Genomic DNA, 18,373 nt, shown 5'->3' on the forward strand with positions numbered 1-18,373 from the left:
GCGCCATGTGGGCGGTCCAACGCTGGCCCTGGTGGCTGCAGGTTGCCGCCCTCTACGCCACTGCCCGGCTGGTCAGCGCCTGCATCTTTATGGCAGCAGCCCTGCATCAAGGGCCCAACCCGTGGTTTCCGGCCGTCCCTGACTACTGGAACTTCATCAATATCTGGGATGCGCGATGGTACGGCCGGATCATCACCGACGGTTATCCCTCACCGCTTCCAACGGATGCCGCCGGCAACGTGCAGGAAAATGCGTGGGCCTTCTATCCGCTCTTCCCGGCCCTGGGCCGTGCGCTCGCAGGCCTGACCGGAATCAGCCCTGCCGCGGCGCTGACGGTCGTCGCCATGCTGGCGGGCTTGGGCGCGGCGCTGGTTTTGTACTGCCTGTTCAGGCACAAGGCTTCGCACACTGCGGCGCTTTGGGGCGTGGCATTCTTCGCGACCTTTCCGGTGTCCGCCATTCTCCAGGTCCCGTACGCGGAGCCGCTGACCGTTTTCCTGCTGGCCACCGCCCTGCTGCTCGTCATCAGGCGTCATTATTTCGTTGCCATGCCGGTGGTCCTTCTGCTGTGCCTCTCCCGACCCGTGGGCGTTCCCTTTGCCGCCATGGTGGGGCTTCTTTTCCTCTGGCGACTGGTCGAACGGGGGCGCGAGGAGCGGCCGGGCACCCACAGCCTCGGGGAGCTGGCCTCCCTGGCGGGCCTAACCGTGGTGTGCGGGGCCTCGGCACTGCTGTGGCCGGCAGCGGCCTGGGCCGCCACCGGAGATATTGAGGCGTATACCAAAACCGAAACAGTGTGGCGCGGCCGTGACCTGGTGCCCTTCAAGCCCTGGTTCGACACCGGCGTCGACCTCTTTGGTCCCGTACTGGGGATCGTGGCGCCATTCGTCTTTGCGGGCCTCTTTGCGCTCCTGCTGTTCTCCCCGCCGGTGGTCCGGCTCGGCGTGGAAATGCGCCTGTGGTGCGCCTGCTACATGGGTTACCTCCTGCTGTTCCTCCACCCCCAGACCAGTACTTTCCGGATGCTGCTTCCGCTGTTTCCGTTGGCCCTGGCTGCCGCGCTGCTGTCCCGGTCCAAGGCCTATCGCGGCACGGTCCTGACTATGTTTATCCTGCTCCAGATCGTGTGGATCGTCTGGCTGTGGGCATGGGCGCAGCTTCCGGGCGGCGGCGATTATCCGCCGTGATCGCGGGCGGCGCCCGGCCAGCGGATTAGGGAATCCGACGCGGCCGAAAATGTCCATCGATTAGCTACGCGCGGGTCATTACGGGATAATAGTAAGTAAGCAGGGACAAAAAGCATTCAGAAATGTTCAGCCATGGCGGCATCAGTACGGGCCGCCATAGCGGCTTGATTTGACCATGCGGACACAGCCCATCCGGGCTGATAAGTCCTGGGACTAAATGGAGGGGAAATTCCTCATGGCGGCTATGAAACCACGCACCGGCGACGGCCCTATGGAAGTCACCAAAGAGGGCCGCAGCCTGATCATGCGCGTACCGCTCGAAGGCGGCGGACGGCTTGTGGTGGAACTGAACGCTGCGGAGGCGGCCAACCTTAAGGAATGCCTCGTCGGCGTGACTGAATCATCCAGGTCGGCATAATCCAGGTCGGCGTTGCCGAATAATCCCGCAGGGCCAAGGTCCGCAGCCAACCCGCTGCGGACCTTGGCTTATTTGCTGTGGATCTACTTCTTAACCGCGACCAGCAGGCCGTCGCCCGTGGGAAGCATCGCGGACGCCAGGCGGTCGTCGTCGCGGATTGCCTTGCCCACCTGGCGGAGCACCACCGTGTTGGACTCCCGGACAGCCGGGTTGGCCACGCGGTCCTTGTCCAATGCGTCATTGATGATGAGCAGCCCGCCGGCTTTCAGGAGCCGGACGGCCTGTTCCACGTAGCCGGGCAAGCCGGGCTTGTCGGCATCAACAAACACCAGGTCATAGGCGGAGTCGGTCAGGCGCGGGAGGACATCACCGGCGCGGCCGGAAATGGTACGGGTGCGGTTGGCCGGACTGCCGGCCTCCGAAAAAGCTTCACGTGCCGCCTTCAGATGTTCAACGTCCACGTCGATGGTGGTCAGCACGGCCTGCGGTCCGAGCCCCCGCAGGATGCATACCCCCGAGACACCCGCGCCTGTGCCGATTTCGACGGCGGTCTGGGCCTTCGAGCCCGCAGCCAACACCGTCAGCACCGCACCAACACCTGCGCCGATGGGCGTCACGCCCAGTTCGAAAGAGCGCTCCCTGGCACGAAGCATAACCTCATCCTCTGCGGGCAGATCTTCTGCATAGGACCAGCTCGTGGATTTGTCGGCGCTCATGTGATTCGCTTTCTGGGCGGCAGGGGAGTGTTTAGTACAGCCTACTGTGTGCGGGGGTGCCAGCCGCGGAAGGGAATCGTTGTGCCTCTGGCTGAAGAACCGCCCCGGTCAGGAAATTCCCAGCCAACTTTGAAATGATGGATATCCGGTCATCCATGAGGTGATCGGCGCCGAACCAGAGATGTCAACAGTATCCGGGCGATAGCAATCCACGATGGGAGTGGACGATGTCAGCATCAGGTATGGCACCTGTCCCTGCGACGCAAGATTCCGCCGCGGCATGGGTCAGGCCCACTTGGGAGGAAGTGGTGGCCAACCACTCCGCCAAGGTCTACCGGCTGGCGTACCGCCTGACGGGGAACAAGTTCGACGCCGAGGACCTCACCCAGGAGGTGTTCGTCCGCGTCTTCCGGTCACTGGAGAATTTCAAGCCAGGGACACTCGATGGCTGGCTGCACCGCATCACCACCAACCTGTTCCTCGATCAGGCGCGCCGGAAAACGCGCATCCGGTTTGACGCTCTGGCCGAAGACGCCGAGTCCCGGATCCCGGGGCGTGAACCCGGACCGGAACAGAGCTTCGAACACAACAACCTGGACCTCGATGTGCAGGCTGCCTTGGAGGAGCTGCCCCCGGACTTCCGCGCCGCCGTCGTGCTTTGCGACCTGGAAGGCCTGTCCTACGACGAAGTGGCCGCTGCACTCGGCGTCAAACTGGGTACCGTCCGTTCCCGTATCCACCGGGGCCGGACGATGCTGCGCGAAAAGCTGGCCCACCGCGATCCCAGGCCACAGCAAGGACGCACGCCGAAGCTTTCGCTGCCGCGCATCGCCAGCATCCTCTGATCGGCACCATGACGCCCCAGAACCCCTTCGGCCGCCGGCATCACCGTGGCGCCGACCACGTGCAGACCTGCGCAGAATGTGCAGCGGCGCTGAAGCGTGAACGCCGGTACATCGAGCGGCTCCGTGACGCGGCCGTGCCGCCTGCCAGCGAGGATCTGACGGCCCGGCTGCTGGTCAGGACGCAGCTGCTCGCGGCCGCGGCCGAGCCAGCCCCGAGCCCCTACCGGGCCGCGCGAGCCGTGGCACTTGCCGCCGGCGGGACAGCAGCAGCCGCTGGAATTCTTGCCGTCAGCGCGTTTGCGCTGGCGGGGGACAGCCTGCCCGTCGCCCAAACGGCCATCAACGGGAGCCTGGTGCAGCATACGGCCCATCTACCGGCCGACGGCAGGGAGATCAGTGCTCCGCAGTTGTTGGCCCTACGCTCGGAAGGCTGGGTCTGTCCGGACCTGGCATCACTCGGCTTCCACGTCCGGAGCGCCAATGCCATAACGCTGAATGGGCGGCCGGCGGTGGAAATGCACCTGACTGATGGGCAACACTATGCCACCATCGTGGAACAGCATCCCATGGACGCCCAGCAGCAGTCGGGTCAGGACGCCGAGCAGAACTCCGAACAGAACTCCGGTGAGAACGAGGGGAAGCTGCTGGTCAGTAGCTTGGCGCCTTGGACGGCCACCGTTGAGACCTCGGCAGGCATTTTCACGGTGGAGTCCGACCTCCCGGCGGAGCAGGCTGATGACGCCGTTCCAGTGCTGCAGCGGCTCAGCGTCCTCGCCGTTGAAGGAATTAACGCGGGTGCCAGCACAGCGCGTGCCGCCTCCCCGGTGACCGCGGCGGACGACTCTCCCGGGGCCCGGTTGGAGCGGGGAATCCGCAAACTCGGGGAGATGCTGGCGCCGTGATGCAGGCACTTTGCGACGCTGGCGGGCAGGAATCGTCAGCGGGGCTCCGGAGAGGGTAATCTTCCTAAAGTGTTTGGAATCAACGGCCCGGAGTTCTTCCTCCTGCTGATCATCGGCATCCTGGTGATCGGTCCCCAGCGCCTGCCCGAATACACCCAGAAACTTGCGAATCTCGTGAAGGAAGTCCGCCGGATGGCCTCCGGTGCCCGGGAGCAGATCAAGGAAGAAGTCGGCATCGACATCGACGATGTCGACTGGAAGAAATACGATCCCCGCCAGTACGATCCGCGGCGCATCATCAAGGAAGCCCTCCTGGACGACGACACCAAGTCCGTCAGTGCCGGAGCGCCGGCAGCGGTGGCTGCCGTCGCCGGTGCAGGGGCGGTTGCCACGGGCGGGACGGCTCCCTCCCGTCCGGAACGTGTAGTCCAATCGCTGCCTCCGGGCGAACCCGCGCCGTTTGATACCGAAGCAACCTAGGCCACGATGCCTCTGGTGGGCAGCGCTGCGTTAACGCGGCTGCAGGCCCAGTTTCATCCCTGTCAGGCCCCTGGGCCTGGCAGCAAGTTTTCCGGCGATTTCGGTCAAAGCAATGGCCGCCGGAGTTTCTGGCCGGCCAAGCACGATGGGTGTGCCGGCGTCGCCGCCTTCCCGCAGCAGGATGTCCAGCGGAATCTGTCCCAGGAGCGGCACATCGGTGCCCACCGTCGTCGTGAGCCGTTCGGCGAGGACCGCCCCACCGCCGCTTCCGAACAGCTCCATCCTCCCGCCGTCGGGCATTTCCAGGTATGACATGTTCTCGATGACGCCGGCCACCGTCTGACCTGTCTGGGTGGCGATGGCACCGGCGCGCTCGGCGACGTCGGCAGCTGCGGCCTGGGGTGTGGTGACCACCAGGATCTCAGCCTTCGGCAGCAACTGGGCCACCGAAATCGCGATGTCACCGGTGCCGGGCGGCAGGTCGAGGAACAGGGCGTCGAGGTCGCCGAAGTAGACGTCCGTCAGGAACTGTTCCAGGGCCCGGTGGAGCATCGGCCCACGCCAGGCAACCGGCTGGTTTCCGGCGACGAACATGCCGATGGAAATCACTTTTACGCCGTAGGCCACCGGCGGCAGGATCATGTCGTCCACCCGGGTGGGCGCCTGCGTGATGCCCATCAGGGCCGGAACCGAGAAGCCATGGACGTCGGCGTCCACAATGCCCACATGGAGGCCTTGGGCGGCCAGGGCGCAGGCAAGGTTTACGGTCAGCGATGACTTGCCCACACCACCCTTTCCGCTTGCCACCGCGAACACCTTGGTCAGGGACCCCGGCTCGTTGAACGGAATCCCGCGCTGCCCGGAGGCGCCGCGGAGCTGTTCCTTCAGGGCGTCCCGCTGGGCCTGGTTCATCACTTTCAGTTCAACCTCGACGGCGGTCACGCCCGGAACTGCGGACAGCGCCTTCTCAGAGTCTGCGGTAATGGTCCCGCGCAGGGGGCAGCCCGCGATGGTCAGCAGGACAGCCAGCCTGACCCGGCCGTCCGCAGCGACATCCACGGACTCCACCATGCCCAGTTCCGTGATGGGACGGCGGAGCTCAGGATCGATCACGGTGGCCAGCGCAGCGTGGACTGCCTGCTCCAGGGAGGCGCTCATGCGGGCGGGGCTCAGCTTTCGGTGGTGGGGATGTGCTTGGGGACGGCCGGGTCCTGGATTGCGGGGTCGGTAGCGGCCGTGTCCTTGGCGACGGTGTCGTTGGCGACGGTGTCGTTGGCGACATGGCTGGGTTTGACCTTGGGAATCTGCTGCGTGCGGGGGTTCCGCTGTTTGTCGCGCTTTTCCTTCAGCTTTTCCTTGACCTTCTCACGCGGGGACTCGTGGCTGCCGGATCCGGCGGGATCGTGGGTCCGCAGTTCCTCCTGCGCTTCCAGCATGTCCTCGAGGAGTGTCCGTAGCTCGGCCCGGACGTAGTCGCGGGTGGCAACCTCGCGCAGCGCGATCCTCAGCGACGCCAGCTCCCGGGTGAGGTACTCGGTGTCGGCCAGGTTGCGTGCCGCCTGTTGGCGATCCTGCTGGAGGGAGACCCGGTCGCGGTCGTCCTGCCGGTTCTGGGCAAGCAGCAGCAGCGGGGCCGCGTAGGAGGCCTGCAGGGAAAGCATTAGTGTCAGGAGGGTGTAGCCCAGGAGGCGCGAATCGAACTGCCACTCCGCCGGTGCCCACGTGTTCCAGACCAGCCAGATGACGACGAAGACCGTCATGTAGACCAGGAACTGCGGCGTGCCCATAAACCGGGCGAAGCCTTCCGTCGCATGGCCGAATGCATCCGGGTCGGGTGAGAACTTCGGCAGGATGCGCTGGCGGCCGCTCAGGGGTGTGTCGAGTCCGCCCTTGGCCGCCGCCTTCTTGTTGGGATTCTTGGGGGCGCCGGTGTCAGCCAATGCGGCCTCCCAGTTTTCTTACCGGGGCTTCGCCATCATAGGCGCGCCAGTCATCCGGCAACAGATGATCCAAAACGTCATCAACAGTCACCGCCCCCACGAGCCGGCCTGCGTCATTGACCACGGGAAGACAGTTCAGGTTGTAGGTGGCGAGCGTGCGCGCCACCTCGCTGATGTGGGCCTGGTCGGAGACCGGCTCAAGGTTCTTGTCCACGAGGTTGCCCAGGGGTTCCGGCGGTGGATACCGGAGCAGTTGCTGGATGTGCACAACGCCCAGAAACCGTCCCGTGGGGGTTTCCAACGGGGGCCGGGTGATGAAGATGGATGAGGCGAGGGCGGGGGAGAGTTCCTCACGGCGGACGTGGGCCAGTGCCTCGGCGACAGTTGCCTCCGGGGGGAGGATCACCGGAACAGGCGTCATCAGGCCACCGGCCGTGTCCTCGTCGTATTCGAGGAGCCGCCTGACGTCCTCGGCGCCTTCGGGTTCCATGAGGCGGAGAAGCTCCTCCGCCTGTGCAGAAGGAAGCTCGGCGAGGAGGTCGGCGGCGTCGTCGGGGTCCATTTCCTCCAGGACGTCCGCCGCGCGTTCGACGTCGAGGGCGGAGAGGATCTCCACCTGGTCGTCTTCGGGCATTTCCTGCAGCACGTCGGCCAGGCGTTCATCCTGGAGTTCGCTGGCCACTTCGAAGCGGCGTTTGTCGCTCATTTCCTGCAGCGCCTCGGCGAAGTCAGCGGGTTTGAGGTCCTCGTGGTTGGCCACGAACTGGGTGGCTGCCTGGGGTTCGGTGCGGGCACCTTGGAGGGCGTCGGCCCAGTCGATGATCATGGTCTCGTTCCGGCGCAGCCGGCTGAGCGGGGACAGGGAGTGGCCCCGGCGGACGAACAGCTTGCTCACGAACCAGTCGCGGGACCGGTGCTGGTCCATGGCGATGTCCTCGATGGTGGCGTCGCCGCTGCCGTCACGGAGCGTCACGCGGCGGTCGAACATTTCCGCGACCACCAGCGTCTCCGCGCCGCGCTGCTCAAAGCGCCGGAGGTTGACCAGACCCGTGCAGATGATCTGTGTCTGGTCGATGGAGGTAATGCGTGTCATCGGCACAAAGACGCGCTTTTTACCGGGAACTTCGACGACGATGCCCACCACGTGCGGGGCACCGCGGCTGCCACGCGAGAGCACCACCACATCGCGCAACCTGCCCAGGCGGTCGCCCAAGGGGTCGAAGACGTCAAGACCCAGTAGGCGGGCCACGAAGACGCGCGAAAGATTTGTACTCACGTCTACAGGCTACCGAGTCTGCTCTCTTTTAGCTGAATTTACAGGCGGCATACATGCTGATGGGCAAGAATGGATGTATGTCAAACATTTTTGGTGCTCCCAAGGCCGGTGGCCCCAGCGGGCCCGACGACGCCCGCACGGTGCCCACCGGTGACACCGTAGGCTCGTACACCTCTTACTTGGATGCCCAGAAGGCGGTGGACTACCTCGCCGACCAGCAGTTCCCGGTCCAGATGGTTTCCATCGTGGGCAACGAACTCAAGATGGTTGAGCGGGTGACCGGCCGCCTCAGCTACCCTCGGGTGGCTCTCTCCGGGGCGCTCAGCGGTATGTGGTTCGGCCTCTTCGTTGGCGTCATGCTTTCCTTCTTCGCACCATCGCCCGGCTACTTCTCCATCCTGGCGTCTGTGCTGATGGGGGCTGCCTTCTTTATGCTGTTCGGCATCGTCACGTATGCCATGCAGCGTGGAAAGCGGGATTTCACGTCCACCAGCCAGGTGGTGGCCACCAGCTACGATGTTGTGGTGTCGGTGGAAGCTGCCCATGATGCGCGCCGGCTGCTCCAGCAACTGCCCATGACCCGCTCGGACGCAGCAGCCGCCCCATACAATCCCCAGGGCTACCAGAACCAGCAGTACGGCCAGACGGGCCAGCAGGGTCAGCACCGCGGCGAGCCGGGCCAGACGGGCAATCAGCCTGGTCCGGCACCCGCACGCCCTGCCAGTTGGAATGACCCCTACGGACAGCAGGGTGCCGGAACTTCGGGCCAAGGGACAGCCCAAGGCGTGGGCCAGGCCACCGGCCCGGACCAGGGCACGCAGCCGGAGGCAGCGGCCCAGCCGGCGAAGGCTCCCGCTGCCGCCGTCCGCTACCCGGACCTCCCTGACGGTCGGCCGCAGTACGGCGTCCGCGTCTCAGATCAGGCCACCGCAGGCGAGGCCAGCACAGGACAGCCCAGCACAGAACAGCCCGGCTCAGATCGGTCCCGGGCGAACTCCGAGCCTGACTCCTCCAAGGACTCCGGCGAATCCACGCCTTAGGCGACGCCGCCGGAGGCCTGTTTATCCATGGCCCGAGGAGCAAAGCACGCAGTAAACAACCAACTCCGCCCGGTACAGCAGCCGCTGCACCGGGCGGAGTTGTTTGTGGTTCGAAGCTGTCTTACTTGACGCTGCCGGCTGTCAGGCCGCCAACGAGGTACTTCTGGAACATGAAGTACAGCACCACCACAGGGACGGCACAAACCAGCGAAGCCGCCATCAATTGCGAGTACACAGGGATTGCTCCGCCCTCAACCGCGGACGCGAACACCTGTAGCGCAACTGCGGCTGTGTGCGTGTCCGGGCGGGTGAACACCGACGCGAACAGCACGTCATTCCAGCCCAACAGGAAGGCGAAAATCGCGGAAACGATGATGCCGGGCCAGCTGAGCGGAATGATGATCCGGAACAGGATCCCGACGTTTGAGGCACCGTCAATGCGCGCGGCTTCCTCCAATTCCCGCGGCAGACCGCGGAGGTAGGTGACCATCACCCACGTTGAGAACGGCAAGGCGAACGTCAGGTAGGCGATAAACAGGCCCCAGAGCGTGCCGATGACGGTCACACCCAAATAGGTGCCCGCGGAGGAGAAGAGCACAAAGACCGGCAGGAGCATCAGCGTGCCCGGGACGGACTGGAGACCCAGCAGCCCGCGCAGCACCGTCAGGCGCCCGCGGAACTCAAACCGGACCAGTACGTAGGCCGTGCCGATGGCCATAATGGCCGAGACGACTGCCGTGGCCCCGGAAACGATCAGGCTGTTGCCGATGGCTTTCGCCAGCCCCACGGAATCCCAAATCTTGGTGTAGCTGTCCAACGAGAAGCTGCTTGGCCAGAACTCGCCGCTGGCGACGCCCACATCCGTGTTCAGCGAGGCCAGGAAGATATACACGATCGGGATGAGGACCAGGGCGCAGAGCAGGACCGTGACGATGGCCAGCAGCGGCCTTGGCATGAGGCGCGTAACCTCAAGGGCTGCGTCACGCCGGATGGGCTGCTTCTTCTGCTGCTCGATCGGGTTTGCCGCGTCGATGGTCATTTCTTTCCTCCTTCGTGCACATCAAGCCGGACTGCGCGCAGGTAGATGAAGAGCGGAATCGCGATCAGGATCAGCGAAACGACCGCCATGGCGGCGCTAAGGCCAAACCGGAAGCTCTGGAAACTGGTGACGTAAACCAGGATCGGCAGCACGTTCACATCCGACGGTGCAGGCGCCCCAAACAGGACATAGGGGAGGGTGAAGTTGTTGATGTGGTTCAACGTGGCAAGCAGGAAGGCGAGCGAAACCGGTCCCTTCAGGTAAGGGAAAATCACGTACCGCAGCTTGTTCCACCACAGTGCCCCATCCAGGGCCGACGCCTCGTGGACCTCGTGGTCCACCGCCTGCAGGCCGGACAGTGCCAGCAGGTAGATGAACGGCCAGGCCGCCCAGATTTCCACCCACACCAGTGTCCAGTACGCGTTCGGGCCGTTAAGCCACAATCCGCCGTCCATTCCCATGTTGGTCAGCGTCACATTCACGATGCCATCCGGCTGGAGCATGGTCCGCCACACGCTGGCCACCACAAACGACGGCAGGACGTAGGGAATCAGGAAGATGGAGCGCACCACGGCACGGCCGCGGTAGGCGTTCTGGGTGACGACGGCGGCGGCCACGCCCAGCGGGACGGTCACCACCGTGGAAATCACCGCGAAGGAAACAGAGAGCCAGATGGAGCGGAGCAACTCGCTGCTGAGTGCCGCTTCAATGTAGTTCTGGATGCCAATGAATTCGGCACTGACCCACTGGCGAAGGGTGTACTGATCCAGATCGATCAGGGACATCCAGATGCCCATGGCCAACGGGACGAGGATGACAATCGTCATCAGCAGCCCGCCGGGAATCAGGAGCCAAAGAGGCCGGTTCCTCTCGCTGAGCCCCTTTCGTCGCTTCCCAGGGGGTGTGGTTTCGCCGGGTCCGGCGGCCGCCCCGGCCACCGGACTGCTGTCCGATGGCCGGGGCTCGGTAACGCTGCTAGCCATTTTCCGTAACCTTCCGCAGTTGGTGGGTCGGGCTTACTTCTTGGCCCGGTCCAGTGCGGTCTGTGATTTGGCCTGTTCGTCCTTGAGCCGCTGGGACAGGTTGGAGTCGCTGACTGCACCGGAGGAAAGATCCGGAATGGACTGGACAACCACGTTGGTCAGTGACAGCTGGACATCGCCCCACGCACCGCTGAACGGCGTCGCTACGGACTTGGCTCCCGACTCAAGGGCCGGCGCAATCACTTCGTTGGTTGCAAGTTCCTTCGCGGCTTCCTGGTTGGCGGGAAGCTGGCCGAAGACCTTGAAGTAGTTGAGCTGGACATCCTTGTCGGTGATCATCTTGACGAACGCGAAGGCGAGGTCTTTCTGCTTCGAGTAGTCAGCTACCACGAGGTTGTCACCGGAGAGGATGCTGGCGGCAGGCTTGCCGTCCGAAGGGTTGGAGGTCTCGCCCGGGGGAACTGTGGGCATCAGGGCGTACTTGTACTTGCCCTTGACGGCCGAGGCATCCAGTGCGGGGATGGACAGCGGCGAGGTCATGGGGAAGTAAGCTGCCTTGCCGGCTGCGAAGGCGGCCAGGGCCTGCGGGTTGGCCCAACCAACGGAGGACGGGTCGACCACCTTGTCCTTGGTCACCCAGCCGAAGTAGGTCTCGTAGGCCTTCTTGGTGATGGGGTCATCAAGACGGACCTTGCTTCCGTCAATGATGGGGTTGCCGGCCTGGATGGACATGCCCCAGATGTACTTCCAGGGGTCGAAGTTGTCCTTGTAGGCCACGGCAACACCGTACTGGTCGCCCGTGGTGAGCTTCTTTGCCTGCTCGGTGAATTCATCCCAGGTGGTGGCAGGCTTTTCGATGCCGGCGGCAGCCAGGAGCTCGGTGTTGTAGGCCATCACGAACGGCCGGCTCACGAAGGGGATCCCGATCTGGTTGCCTTCATCCGGCCCGGAGATGCCCAAGGCTGCGGGAACGAACCTATCCTTACCGCCGAGCTGGTTCCATTCGTTGTCGCCCAGCTTTACGAACGCCCCGGTGGAGTAAGCCGTGGGGGTGAACGTGGTGCCGAGCCCGTAGACGTCAGGGCCCTGGCCCGAGACGACTGACGTCTGGATCCGGGTCATCTCGTCATTGGCGGTAGCGAACGTCTCCCACTGGATGTCGGCGCCGGTTTCCGCCTTGAACTTGGCGCTCATTTCCTTGAACCACGCCTGCTGTTCCTGGGGATACTGCGCGCTGACGTTCATCAGGACGTTAAGTGTTTTTCCGGTGCCGTCCACCTTGCCGCCCGAGGCGCCGGACGTGGCACCGCCTGAGCCGCCCGACCCTCCGCACGCGGCAAGCATAAGAACGGAAATGGCCGCTGCGGCGATAGTGCCGAGGCGACGCGGTTTGGACATACCCATGAGGCTTCTCCTTTGAAGACATACATTGCGGCAGAGACCCGAGACTAGGACTCAGTCTACGATTTTCTTTCTCTGCGGCTAGCGTATTCACCAACGCCAACTTTTGGCAAGCGATTGCCAAAAACTGTTATGAGAGTTTCACCAACGAGTATGGTCGTCCAGCGCATCGCTGCCGAGATGCGCTGGACGCAAAGACCTCTAGCGGTTGTCTGGGCTTGCCAAACCACCGTCCAGCTCCTGGTAGATGCCTGCCATCCAGGACTGGACGTCGTCGGCCTTGCGGGGCAGCGCGGCGCTGAGGTTCACCGGACCATCGGACGTCATCAGGATGTCGTCCTCGATCCGCACTCCGATGCCGCGGTACTCCGCCGGTATGGCCAGGTCCTCGTTCTTGAAATACAGGCCGGGTTCGATGGTGAAGACCATGCCCTCCGTGAGGATGCCGTCGAGGTACAGTTCGCGCTTTGCCTGGGCGCAGTCATGGACATCCAGGCCAAGGTGGTGACTGGTGCCGTGCGGCATCCAACGGCGGTGCTGTTGGCCTTCCGGACTGACCGCTTCCTCGACACTCACAGGGAGCAGCTCCCACTCGGCGAGACGTTCCGCCAACACGGTGGTGGCGGCGGTGTGGATGTCTCGGAACCGGGCACCTGGCTGGGCAGCGGCGAATCCGGCGTCGGCAGCATCCAGGACTGCCTCGTAGACCTTGCGCTGGACTGCGGTGAACGTGCCGTTGACTGGCAGGGTCCGGGTGACGTCGGCGGTGTAGAGCGAGTCCGCTTCAACGCCGGCGTCCAGCAGCAGTAGTTCGCCGGCGTTGATCCTGCCGGTGTTCCGCGTCCAGTGCAGGATTGTGGCGTTGTTGCCGGCGGCGGCGATGGTGTCGTAGCCCAGTTCGTTGCCTACCTCGCGGGCGCGGGCAAAGAACGCGCCTTCCACCACGCGCTCGCCGCGGGCATGGGTCAGGGCGCGGGGCAGGGCCTTGACTACCTCCACGAAGCCCTCGACAGTCGCAGCTACTGCAGTCATCATCTGTTCGATTTCCCACTCATCCTTCAGGAGGCGGAGTTCAGACAGCGCTTCGGAAAGCTTTTCATCCAGTGCATCCAGGACAGCCAGGTCCAGGTTGTCCGGGTCCTTGGCAGTGTTGTACCGGGCCGTATCCACCAGGGCGTCGATGTTCTCGTCCACCTTGCGCACCAGCCGGATGGAGATACCGCCGATCTCCGGGGCACCCACGTTCTTGGTGATCGCCGATTCAAGTCCATCGATGTGGGCGGTGGCCAGGCCCAGGCGCGCTTCGAACTCGGCCAGGGTGGGCCGTGCACCGATCCAGAACTCGCCGGAACGGGAGTCAGCGTAGAACTGTTCTGTATCCCGGCCGGCCAGCGGACGGAAGTACAGCGTGGCACGGTGGTGACTGCCGCCGTCGCCCTTTCCTTCACCGGCCGGTTCCAGAATGAGCACGGCGTCCGGCTCGTGATCCAGGCCCAGTCCGGTGAGATGCGCGAAGCCGGAATGCGGACGGAACCGGTAGTCGCAGTCGTTGGAGCGGACCTTCAGCGGACCGGCGGGGATGACCAGGCGTTCGCCTTGGAACTTCTCTGAGATGGCCTTGCGCCGGGCCGCGGCGTAGTTGGCCACGGCGTCGAGCGCCGGCACGTGCTGCCCGGACGGCGCCCAGTTACTGGCCATAAAGGCCTTGAAAGCAGCGGAACTGGGACGCTGAGAGCGGTTGTTGACGCGCTCGTCGAGGGGCTGGGAGACAGAGGTCGGGGTGTTTTCGGCATCGTTCACGGCACCATCGTCTCACCGGCACCGAGCCGGGGGCCAATACCGGCGCGGACGCGGTCAACTAGGCTGGGCAAGTGAGGATTGACCTGCATGCCCACTCAAACGTTTCGGACGGCACCGAAACCCCCGCCGACGTGATGGCTTCGGCTGCCCGGGCGGGCCTGGACGTGGTGGCACTAACCGATCACGACTCCACGGACGGCTGGGCCGAAGCATCCCTCGCGGCGCTGGAAAACGGCGTGGCCCTGGTCCCCGGCATGGAGGTCTCCTGCCGGACCGCGCAAGGCATCAGTGTGCATCTGCTGAGTTACCTGCACGATCCTGCCCACCCTGGGCTGCTTGAAGAGATCACCAAGGCCAAGGACGCGCGCCTCACGCGGGCCGAACGCATGGTGACCCTGCTCGCCGAAGACTACCCGCTGACGTGGGACGACGTCATCCACCATGTAGCTCCCGGGGCTACCCTGGGCCGGCCGCACATCGCTGATGCCTTGGTGGCGGCCGGTGTGGTGGCAGACCGCTCGGAGGCGTTCACGTCCATCCTGACGTCCCGTTCGCGCTACTTTGTCCAGCACTACGCACCCGACCCCGCCACCGCCGTCGAACTGGTCCGTGCCGCCGGAGGCGTCCCCGTATTTGCCCATCCCGTGGCGTCTGGCCGCGGCCGGGTCGTGGGCGAACGCACCTACCGCGACATGATCGACGCCGGCCTCTTGGGTTTGGAGATCGAGCACCGCGACAATCCGGAGGAGGGGCGGGAATTCCTCAGGGGTCTTGCAGCCAAGCATGGACTGCTGATCACGGGTTCCTCGGATTACCACGGGACCGGAAAACCCAATCTTTTCGGGGAGCATCTCACCACTCCGGAGGTACTCGCCAGGATCGAGGAATTGGGCACGGGCACCCGCGTTGTGCGCGCGGATCAGTAGCTTACTACAGCGCATTGACTATCGGTCAACGCTGAGTACTCTAGCGCTTACCGGGGAGCGGCGAAGGCCCAATGAGTGTCTCGTCGTAAGCAGTGCCCAACGAGTGACGGAGGAAATCCATGTTCAAAAAGTCCCTGGCCGCGGCAGGTCTGACCGTAGCACTATTGTTCGTCCCTGTGGCCGCCAATGCGCTGGACTGTAGTAACGTCAGCCGCCCGGCCAATCTCACCGGCGCCACCTTCTACGAGCCGTTCCCGGGCTTCCAGTTGTATATCAAGGGCAATTGGGCCTTCATCGTGGCGGAAAACGCCTGGGTCTTCGTACCGCCGGGATCGCTCAAAGAGCTCGAGCCAACCGCGCCCATCGGCCAGAAAGGGAACTTCCAGAATGGCGGCGGTTATGCCCTGCTGGTCAACGCGCACTGTGACTCCAATGGTGTCGTCCTGGACAATCGGCAGGCTGGCCACGGCATCCAGTTGATGCACGGTTGCTAATGCCGTTGACGGTCATGAGGAAAGTCCCGGCGCCTGATGGTGCCGGGACTTTCCGCTGTGCCGGTACTTAGACGGGCGGGAAGGACGTAAACGTTGCCTTGGCACCCAACCGCTTGGCCATCACGTCGATGGCCGGCTGGTTCTGGTCCACACACACGAACTTCCGGTCCAGTTTGGCCGCCACGGCGCCCAGGGTTCCGGAACCGGCGAAAAAGTCCAGGCACCAGTCACCGGGCCGGCTTGACGCCGTCACCACACGGCGGATGAGGCCCTCGGGCTTCTGCGTGGGGTAGCCGGTCTTTTCCTTGCCTGTGGGGGAGACGATGGTGTGCCACCAGACGTCGGTGGGCAGCTTCCCGAGTTCCCGCTTCGCCGGTGTCACCAGGCCAGGCGCCATGTACGGCTCACGGTCCACCTCGGCGTTGTCGAAGTGGTATTTCGCCGGGTTCTTGACGTACACGAGGATATTGTCGTGCTTGGTGGGCCAGCGGTACTTGGCGCGGGCACCGTAGTCGTAGGCCCAGATGATCTCGTTGAGGAAGCATTCCCGGCCGAAGATCGCGTCAAGCATCACTTTGGCGTAATGGACCTCCCGGTAATCCAGGTGGAGGTACAGCGTGCCGTCGTCAGCCAGCAGCCGCCAGGCCTCCACGAGCCGGGGTTCCAGGAATGACCAGTAGTCACTGAAGGCGTCATCGTACCGGTGCAGGGCGCCCTTGATGGTGTCGTAGGAACGCCCCTTGAAGCCCACGCGGTCGCCGTCACCGTCTGTGTTCAGCACCATCCGCGTTTCCTGGCGCTTCTGGACCCTGCCGGTGTTGAACGGCGGGTCAACGTATATCAAGGTGAAGGCGCCGTCCGGCAGCGAGGGGAGGAACTCCGCGTTGTCCGCGTGAACCACCAGGTTGCTGCCGTCCGGCGCCCAGACGGTGTCAGTCATCGAGGCTGTTATGCCTCGGTGCTGCGCTGCTGCGGGCCGTTGTCGGCACCGGCCACCACTTCGCCGTTGCGGCGGCGGGTGCGGGTCCGGCTGCGGCGGGCACGGGGGTCCACTTCGCCTTCGGCCGGAGCCGCAGCAGCCGGTTCGGGGGCGGGGCTGGTGCCGGCGGTCGCCGCATCAGAGGTACGACGACGGCGGTCACCGGAGCGTCCGCCGGGCTCGCTGGTGCGGCGGCTGCTGCTGTCGCGAGCACCGGAGCGGCCGGCGTCGCGGTTGCTGTCTCGCCCGCTGTCACGGCCACCGCTGGGGCGGGTGTTCTTTTTGCCGGTCTCGCCCAGGTCCTCGAGGACCTCGGCGTCGACACCGGCCAGCACACGCTTGTTGCGGGGCAGGCGGCCCTTGGTGCCTTCCGGAATATCCAGCTCTTCGTAAAGGTGCGGGGAGGAGGAGTACGTTTCCACGGGCTCCGGGACGCTGAGCCCCAGGGCCTTGTTGATCAGGCCCCAGCGCGGCATGTCGTCCCAGTCAACGAAGGTCACTGCTGTGCCCTTGTTGCCCGCGCGGCCGGTGCGGCCCACACGGTGCAGGTAGATCTTTTCGTCTTCAACGCACTGGTAGTTGATGACGTGCGTGACGTCGTCGACGTCGATGCCGCGGGCTGCGACGTCAGTGGCCACCAGGACGTCCACCTTGTTGTTGCGGAAGGCACGGAGCGCCTGCTCGCGGGCGCCCTGGCCAAGGTCACCGTGGATGGCGGCGGCGGCGAAGCCACGGTCCACAAGCTCCTCGGCAACCTTCGCGGCGGTGCGCTTGGTTTTGGTGAAGATGATGGTCCGGCCGCGTCCGCGTGCCTGCAGGATGCGGGCCACAACTTCGATCTTGTCCATGCTGTGGGCACGGTAGATGAGCTGGCGGATGTCGCGCTTGGTGAGGCCCTCGTCGTCCGGATCAGCGGCCCGGATGTGGGTGGGCTGCGTCATGTAGCGGCGGGCCATGGCGATGACAGGGCCCGGCATCGTGGCGGAGAACAGCAGGGTCTGGCGGACTGCAGGGGTACCGGCGATGAGGGTTTCCACGTCCGGCAGGAAGCCGAGGTCCAGCATTTCGTCGGCCTCGTCAAGGATGACCATCTTGACGTTCTTGAGGACGAGGTGCTTCTGCTTGTAGAGGTCGATGAGGCGGCCGGGGGTTCCGACGACCACCTCGACGCCGTTCTGCAGGGCTTCCACCTGGGGCTCGTAGGCACGGCCGCCGTAGATGGTGGTGATGCGGGCGTTCCGCTTGCGGGATGCGTTCTGGAGATCATTGGCCACCTGGACGGCCAGCTCGCGCGTCGGCACGATGACCAGGGCTTGAGGTGCACCCGGAACGGCGAGCTTGTCGTAGCCGGCGTCGTCCGGACCCACCACGCGCTGCAGCGCGGGAATGCCGAAGCCGAGGGTTTTGCCGGTGCCGGTCTTGGCCTGCCCGATGATGTCGTGGCCCGAAAGCGCCACCGGCAGGGTCATGGCCTGGATGGGGAAGGGGTGGGTGATCCCGGCGTCGGCGAGGGACTCTACGATGTCGGCGCGGACGTTGTAGTCAGCGAAGGATTTCTCCTCGATCTCGTGCGGCTTCTCGTCCGAGATGATGGTTTCTTCGGGTTCGATCGTCTCGATGCCGGAGTCGTCAGTCAGGATCTGGTGGGTATGCAATTCACTCACAGGGGAGTTTCCTTATTCATTTGGGCATTGGCGCTGCCTGCTCAACGGGCCGGCCAACGTGGCCGTTCCGGAGCACGCTCTGGCGCGCAAGCAAATCCAGTGGAAGCCGATCGCGGGCTATCAAAATGCTGGCACTGGTGACCAACGGGTGCATCTCAAGATCGCGTAGGGGCGGGCTTGTTGAATTCAAATCAAGGAAATCAACGACCGGGCATCCATATCTACTTCTTCAGTCTAGCCGCACGGACCCTGAATCCCGGCTTTGGGCCGATCAGGCAGCGCG

18 protein-coding genes are annotated in these 18,373 nt (G+C 64.4%); 8 read left to right on the top strand and 10 right to left on the bottom strand.

The genetic code is table 11. The annotated features are described in order from the left end of the window. Positions 1-5: 5 nt before the first annotated feature. Both ACVWY0_RS00135 and ACVWY0_RS00140 read left to right on the top strand, forming a co-directional pair. Entirely contained in the window at positions 6-1,187 is a 1,182-nt protein-coding gene (locus ACVWY0_RS00135; protein WP_485835184.1) for a hypothetical protein, read from the top strand. A gap of 235 nt (positions 1,188-1,422) precedes the next feature. Continuing rightward, positions 1,423-1,605 carry a DUF3117 domain-containing protein gene (locus ACVWY0_RS00140; protein WP_248759756.1) on the top strand — a complete coding sequence of 61 codons (183 nt, stop codon included), beginning with the start codon at positions 1,423-1,425 and terminating at the stop codon, positions 1,603-1,605. Positions 1,606-1,688: 83 nt separating this feature from the next. On the opposite strand, the gene ACVWY0_RS00145 is transcribed toward ACVWY0_RS00140, so the two are convergent. Beyond that, positions 1,689-2,321, bottom strand: a complete 633-nt coding sequence (locus ACVWY0_RS00145; protein WP_056343985.1) for an O-methyltransferase — start codon at positions 2,319-2,321, stop codon at positions 1,689-1,691. Between the two features lie 227 nt (positions 2,322-2,548). Here ACVWY0_RS00145 and sigE point away from each other — a divergent pair, with 227 nt between their 5' ends. The 3 genes from sigE (at position 2,549) to ACVWY0_RS00160 (ending at position 4,548) form a co-directional block, all read left to right on the top strand. Beyond that, entirely contained in the window at positions 2,549-3,166 is a 618-nt protein-coding gene (gene sigE, locus ACVWY0_RS00150) for an RNA polymerase sigma factor SigE (RefSeq protein WP_485834941.1), read from the top strand. An 8-nt stretch (positions 3,167-3,174) separates the two neighbouring features. Then, positions 3,175-4,068: an anti-sigma factor gene (locus ACVWY0_RS00155; protein WP_485834942.1), complete on the top strand. Its 894-nt coding sequence runs from the start codon at positions 3,175-3,177 to the stop codon at positions 4,066-4,068. A gap of 69 nt (positions 4,069-4,137) precedes the next feature. After that, complete coding sequence (locus ACVWY0_RS00160; RefSeq protein WP_252567417.1) at positions 4,138-4,548, top strand: twin-arginine translocase TatA/TatE family subunit; 411 nt, start codon at positions 4,138-4,140, stop codon at positions 4,546-4,548. 30 nt (positions 4,549-4,578) lie between these two features. On the opposite strand, the gene ACVWY0_RS00165 is transcribed toward ACVWY0_RS00160, so the two are convergent. From ACVWY0_RS00165 to ACVWY0_RS00175, 3 genes are read right to left on the bottom strand one after another with little or no spacing between them, the layout of a single operon-like run. Beyond that, positions 4,579-5,706: an Mrp/NBP35 family ATP-binding protein gene (locus ACVWY0_RS00165; protein WP_485834943.1), complete on the bottom strand. Its 1,128-nt coding sequence runs from the start codon at positions 5,704-5,706 to the stop codon at positions 4,579-4,581. An 11-nt stretch (positions 5,707-5,717) separates the two neighbouring features. Then, on the bottom strand, positions 5,718-6,488 hold the full coding sequence (locus tag ACVWY0_RS00170; protein WP_485834944.1) for a DUF1003 domain-containing protein: 771 nt from the start codon (positions 6,486-6,488) through the stop codon (positions 5,718-5,720). Next, positions 6,481-7,764 (bottom strand): magnesium transporter MgtE N-terminal domain-containing protein, encoded by a 1,284-nt coding sequence (locus ACVWY0_RS00175; protein ID WP_058931861.1) that lies wholly within the window; start codon positions 7,762-7,764, stop codon positions 6,481-6,483. Before ACVWY0_RS00175 ends, ACVWY0_RS00170 begins: the two co-directional genes overlap by 8 nt. 77 nt (positions 7,765-7,841) lie before the next feature. Here ACVWY0_RS00175 and ACVWY0_RS00180 point away from each other — a divergent pair, with 77 nt between their 5' ends. After that, positions 7,842-8,804: a YflT domain-containing protein gene (locus ACVWY0_RS00180; RefSeq protein ID WP_485834945.1), complete on the top strand. Its 963-nt coding sequence runs from the start codon at positions 7,842-7,844 to the stop codon at positions 8,802-8,804. Positions 8,805-8,925: 121 nt separating this feature from the next. On the opposite strand, the gene ACVWY0_RS00185 is transcribed toward ACVWY0_RS00180, so the two are convergent. The 4 genes from ACVWY0_RS00185 to ACVWY0_RS00200 all read right to left on the bottom strand — a co-directional run bounded on the left by ACVWY0_RS00185 (position 8,926) and on the right by ACVWY0_RS00200 (position 14,027). After that, positions 8,926-9,759, bottom strand: coding sequence for a carbohydrate ABC transporter permease (locus ACVWY0_RS00185; protein WP_485835185.1), 834 nt, complete (start codon positions 9,757-9,759; stop codon positions 8,926-8,928). Positions 9,760-9,839: 80 nt separating this feature from the next. Next, entirely contained in the window at positions 9,840-10,826 is a 987-nt protein-coding gene (locus tag ACVWY0_RS00190; RefSeq protein WP_485834946.1) for a carbohydrate ABC transporter permease, read from the bottom strand. Positions 10,827-10,859: 33 nt separating this feature from the next. Next, on the bottom strand, positions 10,860-12,224 hold the full coding sequence (locus ACVWY0_RS00195; RefSeq protein ID WP_485835186.1) for an ABC transporter substrate-binding protein: 1,365 nt from the start codon (positions 12,222-12,224) through the stop codon (positions 10,860-10,862). A gap of 204 nt (positions 12,225-12,428) precedes the next feature. Then, positions 12,429-14,027 (bottom strand): aminopeptidase P family protein, encoded by a 1,599-nt coding sequence (locus ACVWY0_RS00200; protein ID WP_485834947.1) that lies wholly within the window; start codon positions 14,025-14,027, stop codon positions 12,429-12,431. A gap of 71 nt (positions 14,028-14,098) precedes the next feature. Between ACVWY0_RS00200 and ACVWY0_RS00205 the strand changes: the two genes are divergently transcribed. Both ACVWY0_RS00205 and ACVWY0_RS00210 read left to right on the top strand, forming a co-directional pair. Beyond that, positions 14,099-14,953, top strand: coding sequence for a PHP domain-containing protein (locus ACVWY0_RS00205; protein WP_485834948.1), 855 nt, complete (start codon positions 14,099-14,101; stop codon positions 14,951-14,953). Between the two features lie 119 nt (positions 14,954-15,072). Further along, positions 15,073-15,447, top strand: coding sequence for a hypothetical protein (locus ACVWY0_RS00210; protein ID WP_485834949.1), 375 nt, complete (start codon positions 15,073-15,075; stop codon positions 15,445-15,447). A gap of 67 nt (positions 15,448-15,514) precedes the next feature. On the opposite strand, the gene ACVWY0_RS00215 is transcribed toward ACVWY0_RS00210, so the two are convergent. Together ACVWY0_RS00215 and ACVWY0_RS00220 are read right to left on the bottom strand one after the other, a co-directional pair. Further along, complete coding sequence (locus ACVWY0_RS00215; protein ID WP_058931866.1) at positions 15,515-16,387, bottom strand: DNA-methyltransferase; 873 nt, start codon at positions 16,385-16,387, stop codon at positions 15,515-15,517. Between the two features lie 8 nt (positions 16,388-16,395). Then, positions 16,396-18,090 carry a DEAD/DEAH box helicase gene (locus ACVWY0_RS00220; protein WP_485834950.1) on the bottom strand — a complete coding sequence of 565 codons (1,695 nt, stop codon included), beginning with the start codon at positions 18,088-18,090 and terminating at the stop codon, positions 16,396-16,398. Positions 18,091-18,373: the final 283 nt, after the last annotated feature.

This window comes from Arthrobacter sp. UYNi723 (genome assembly GCF_054057635.1).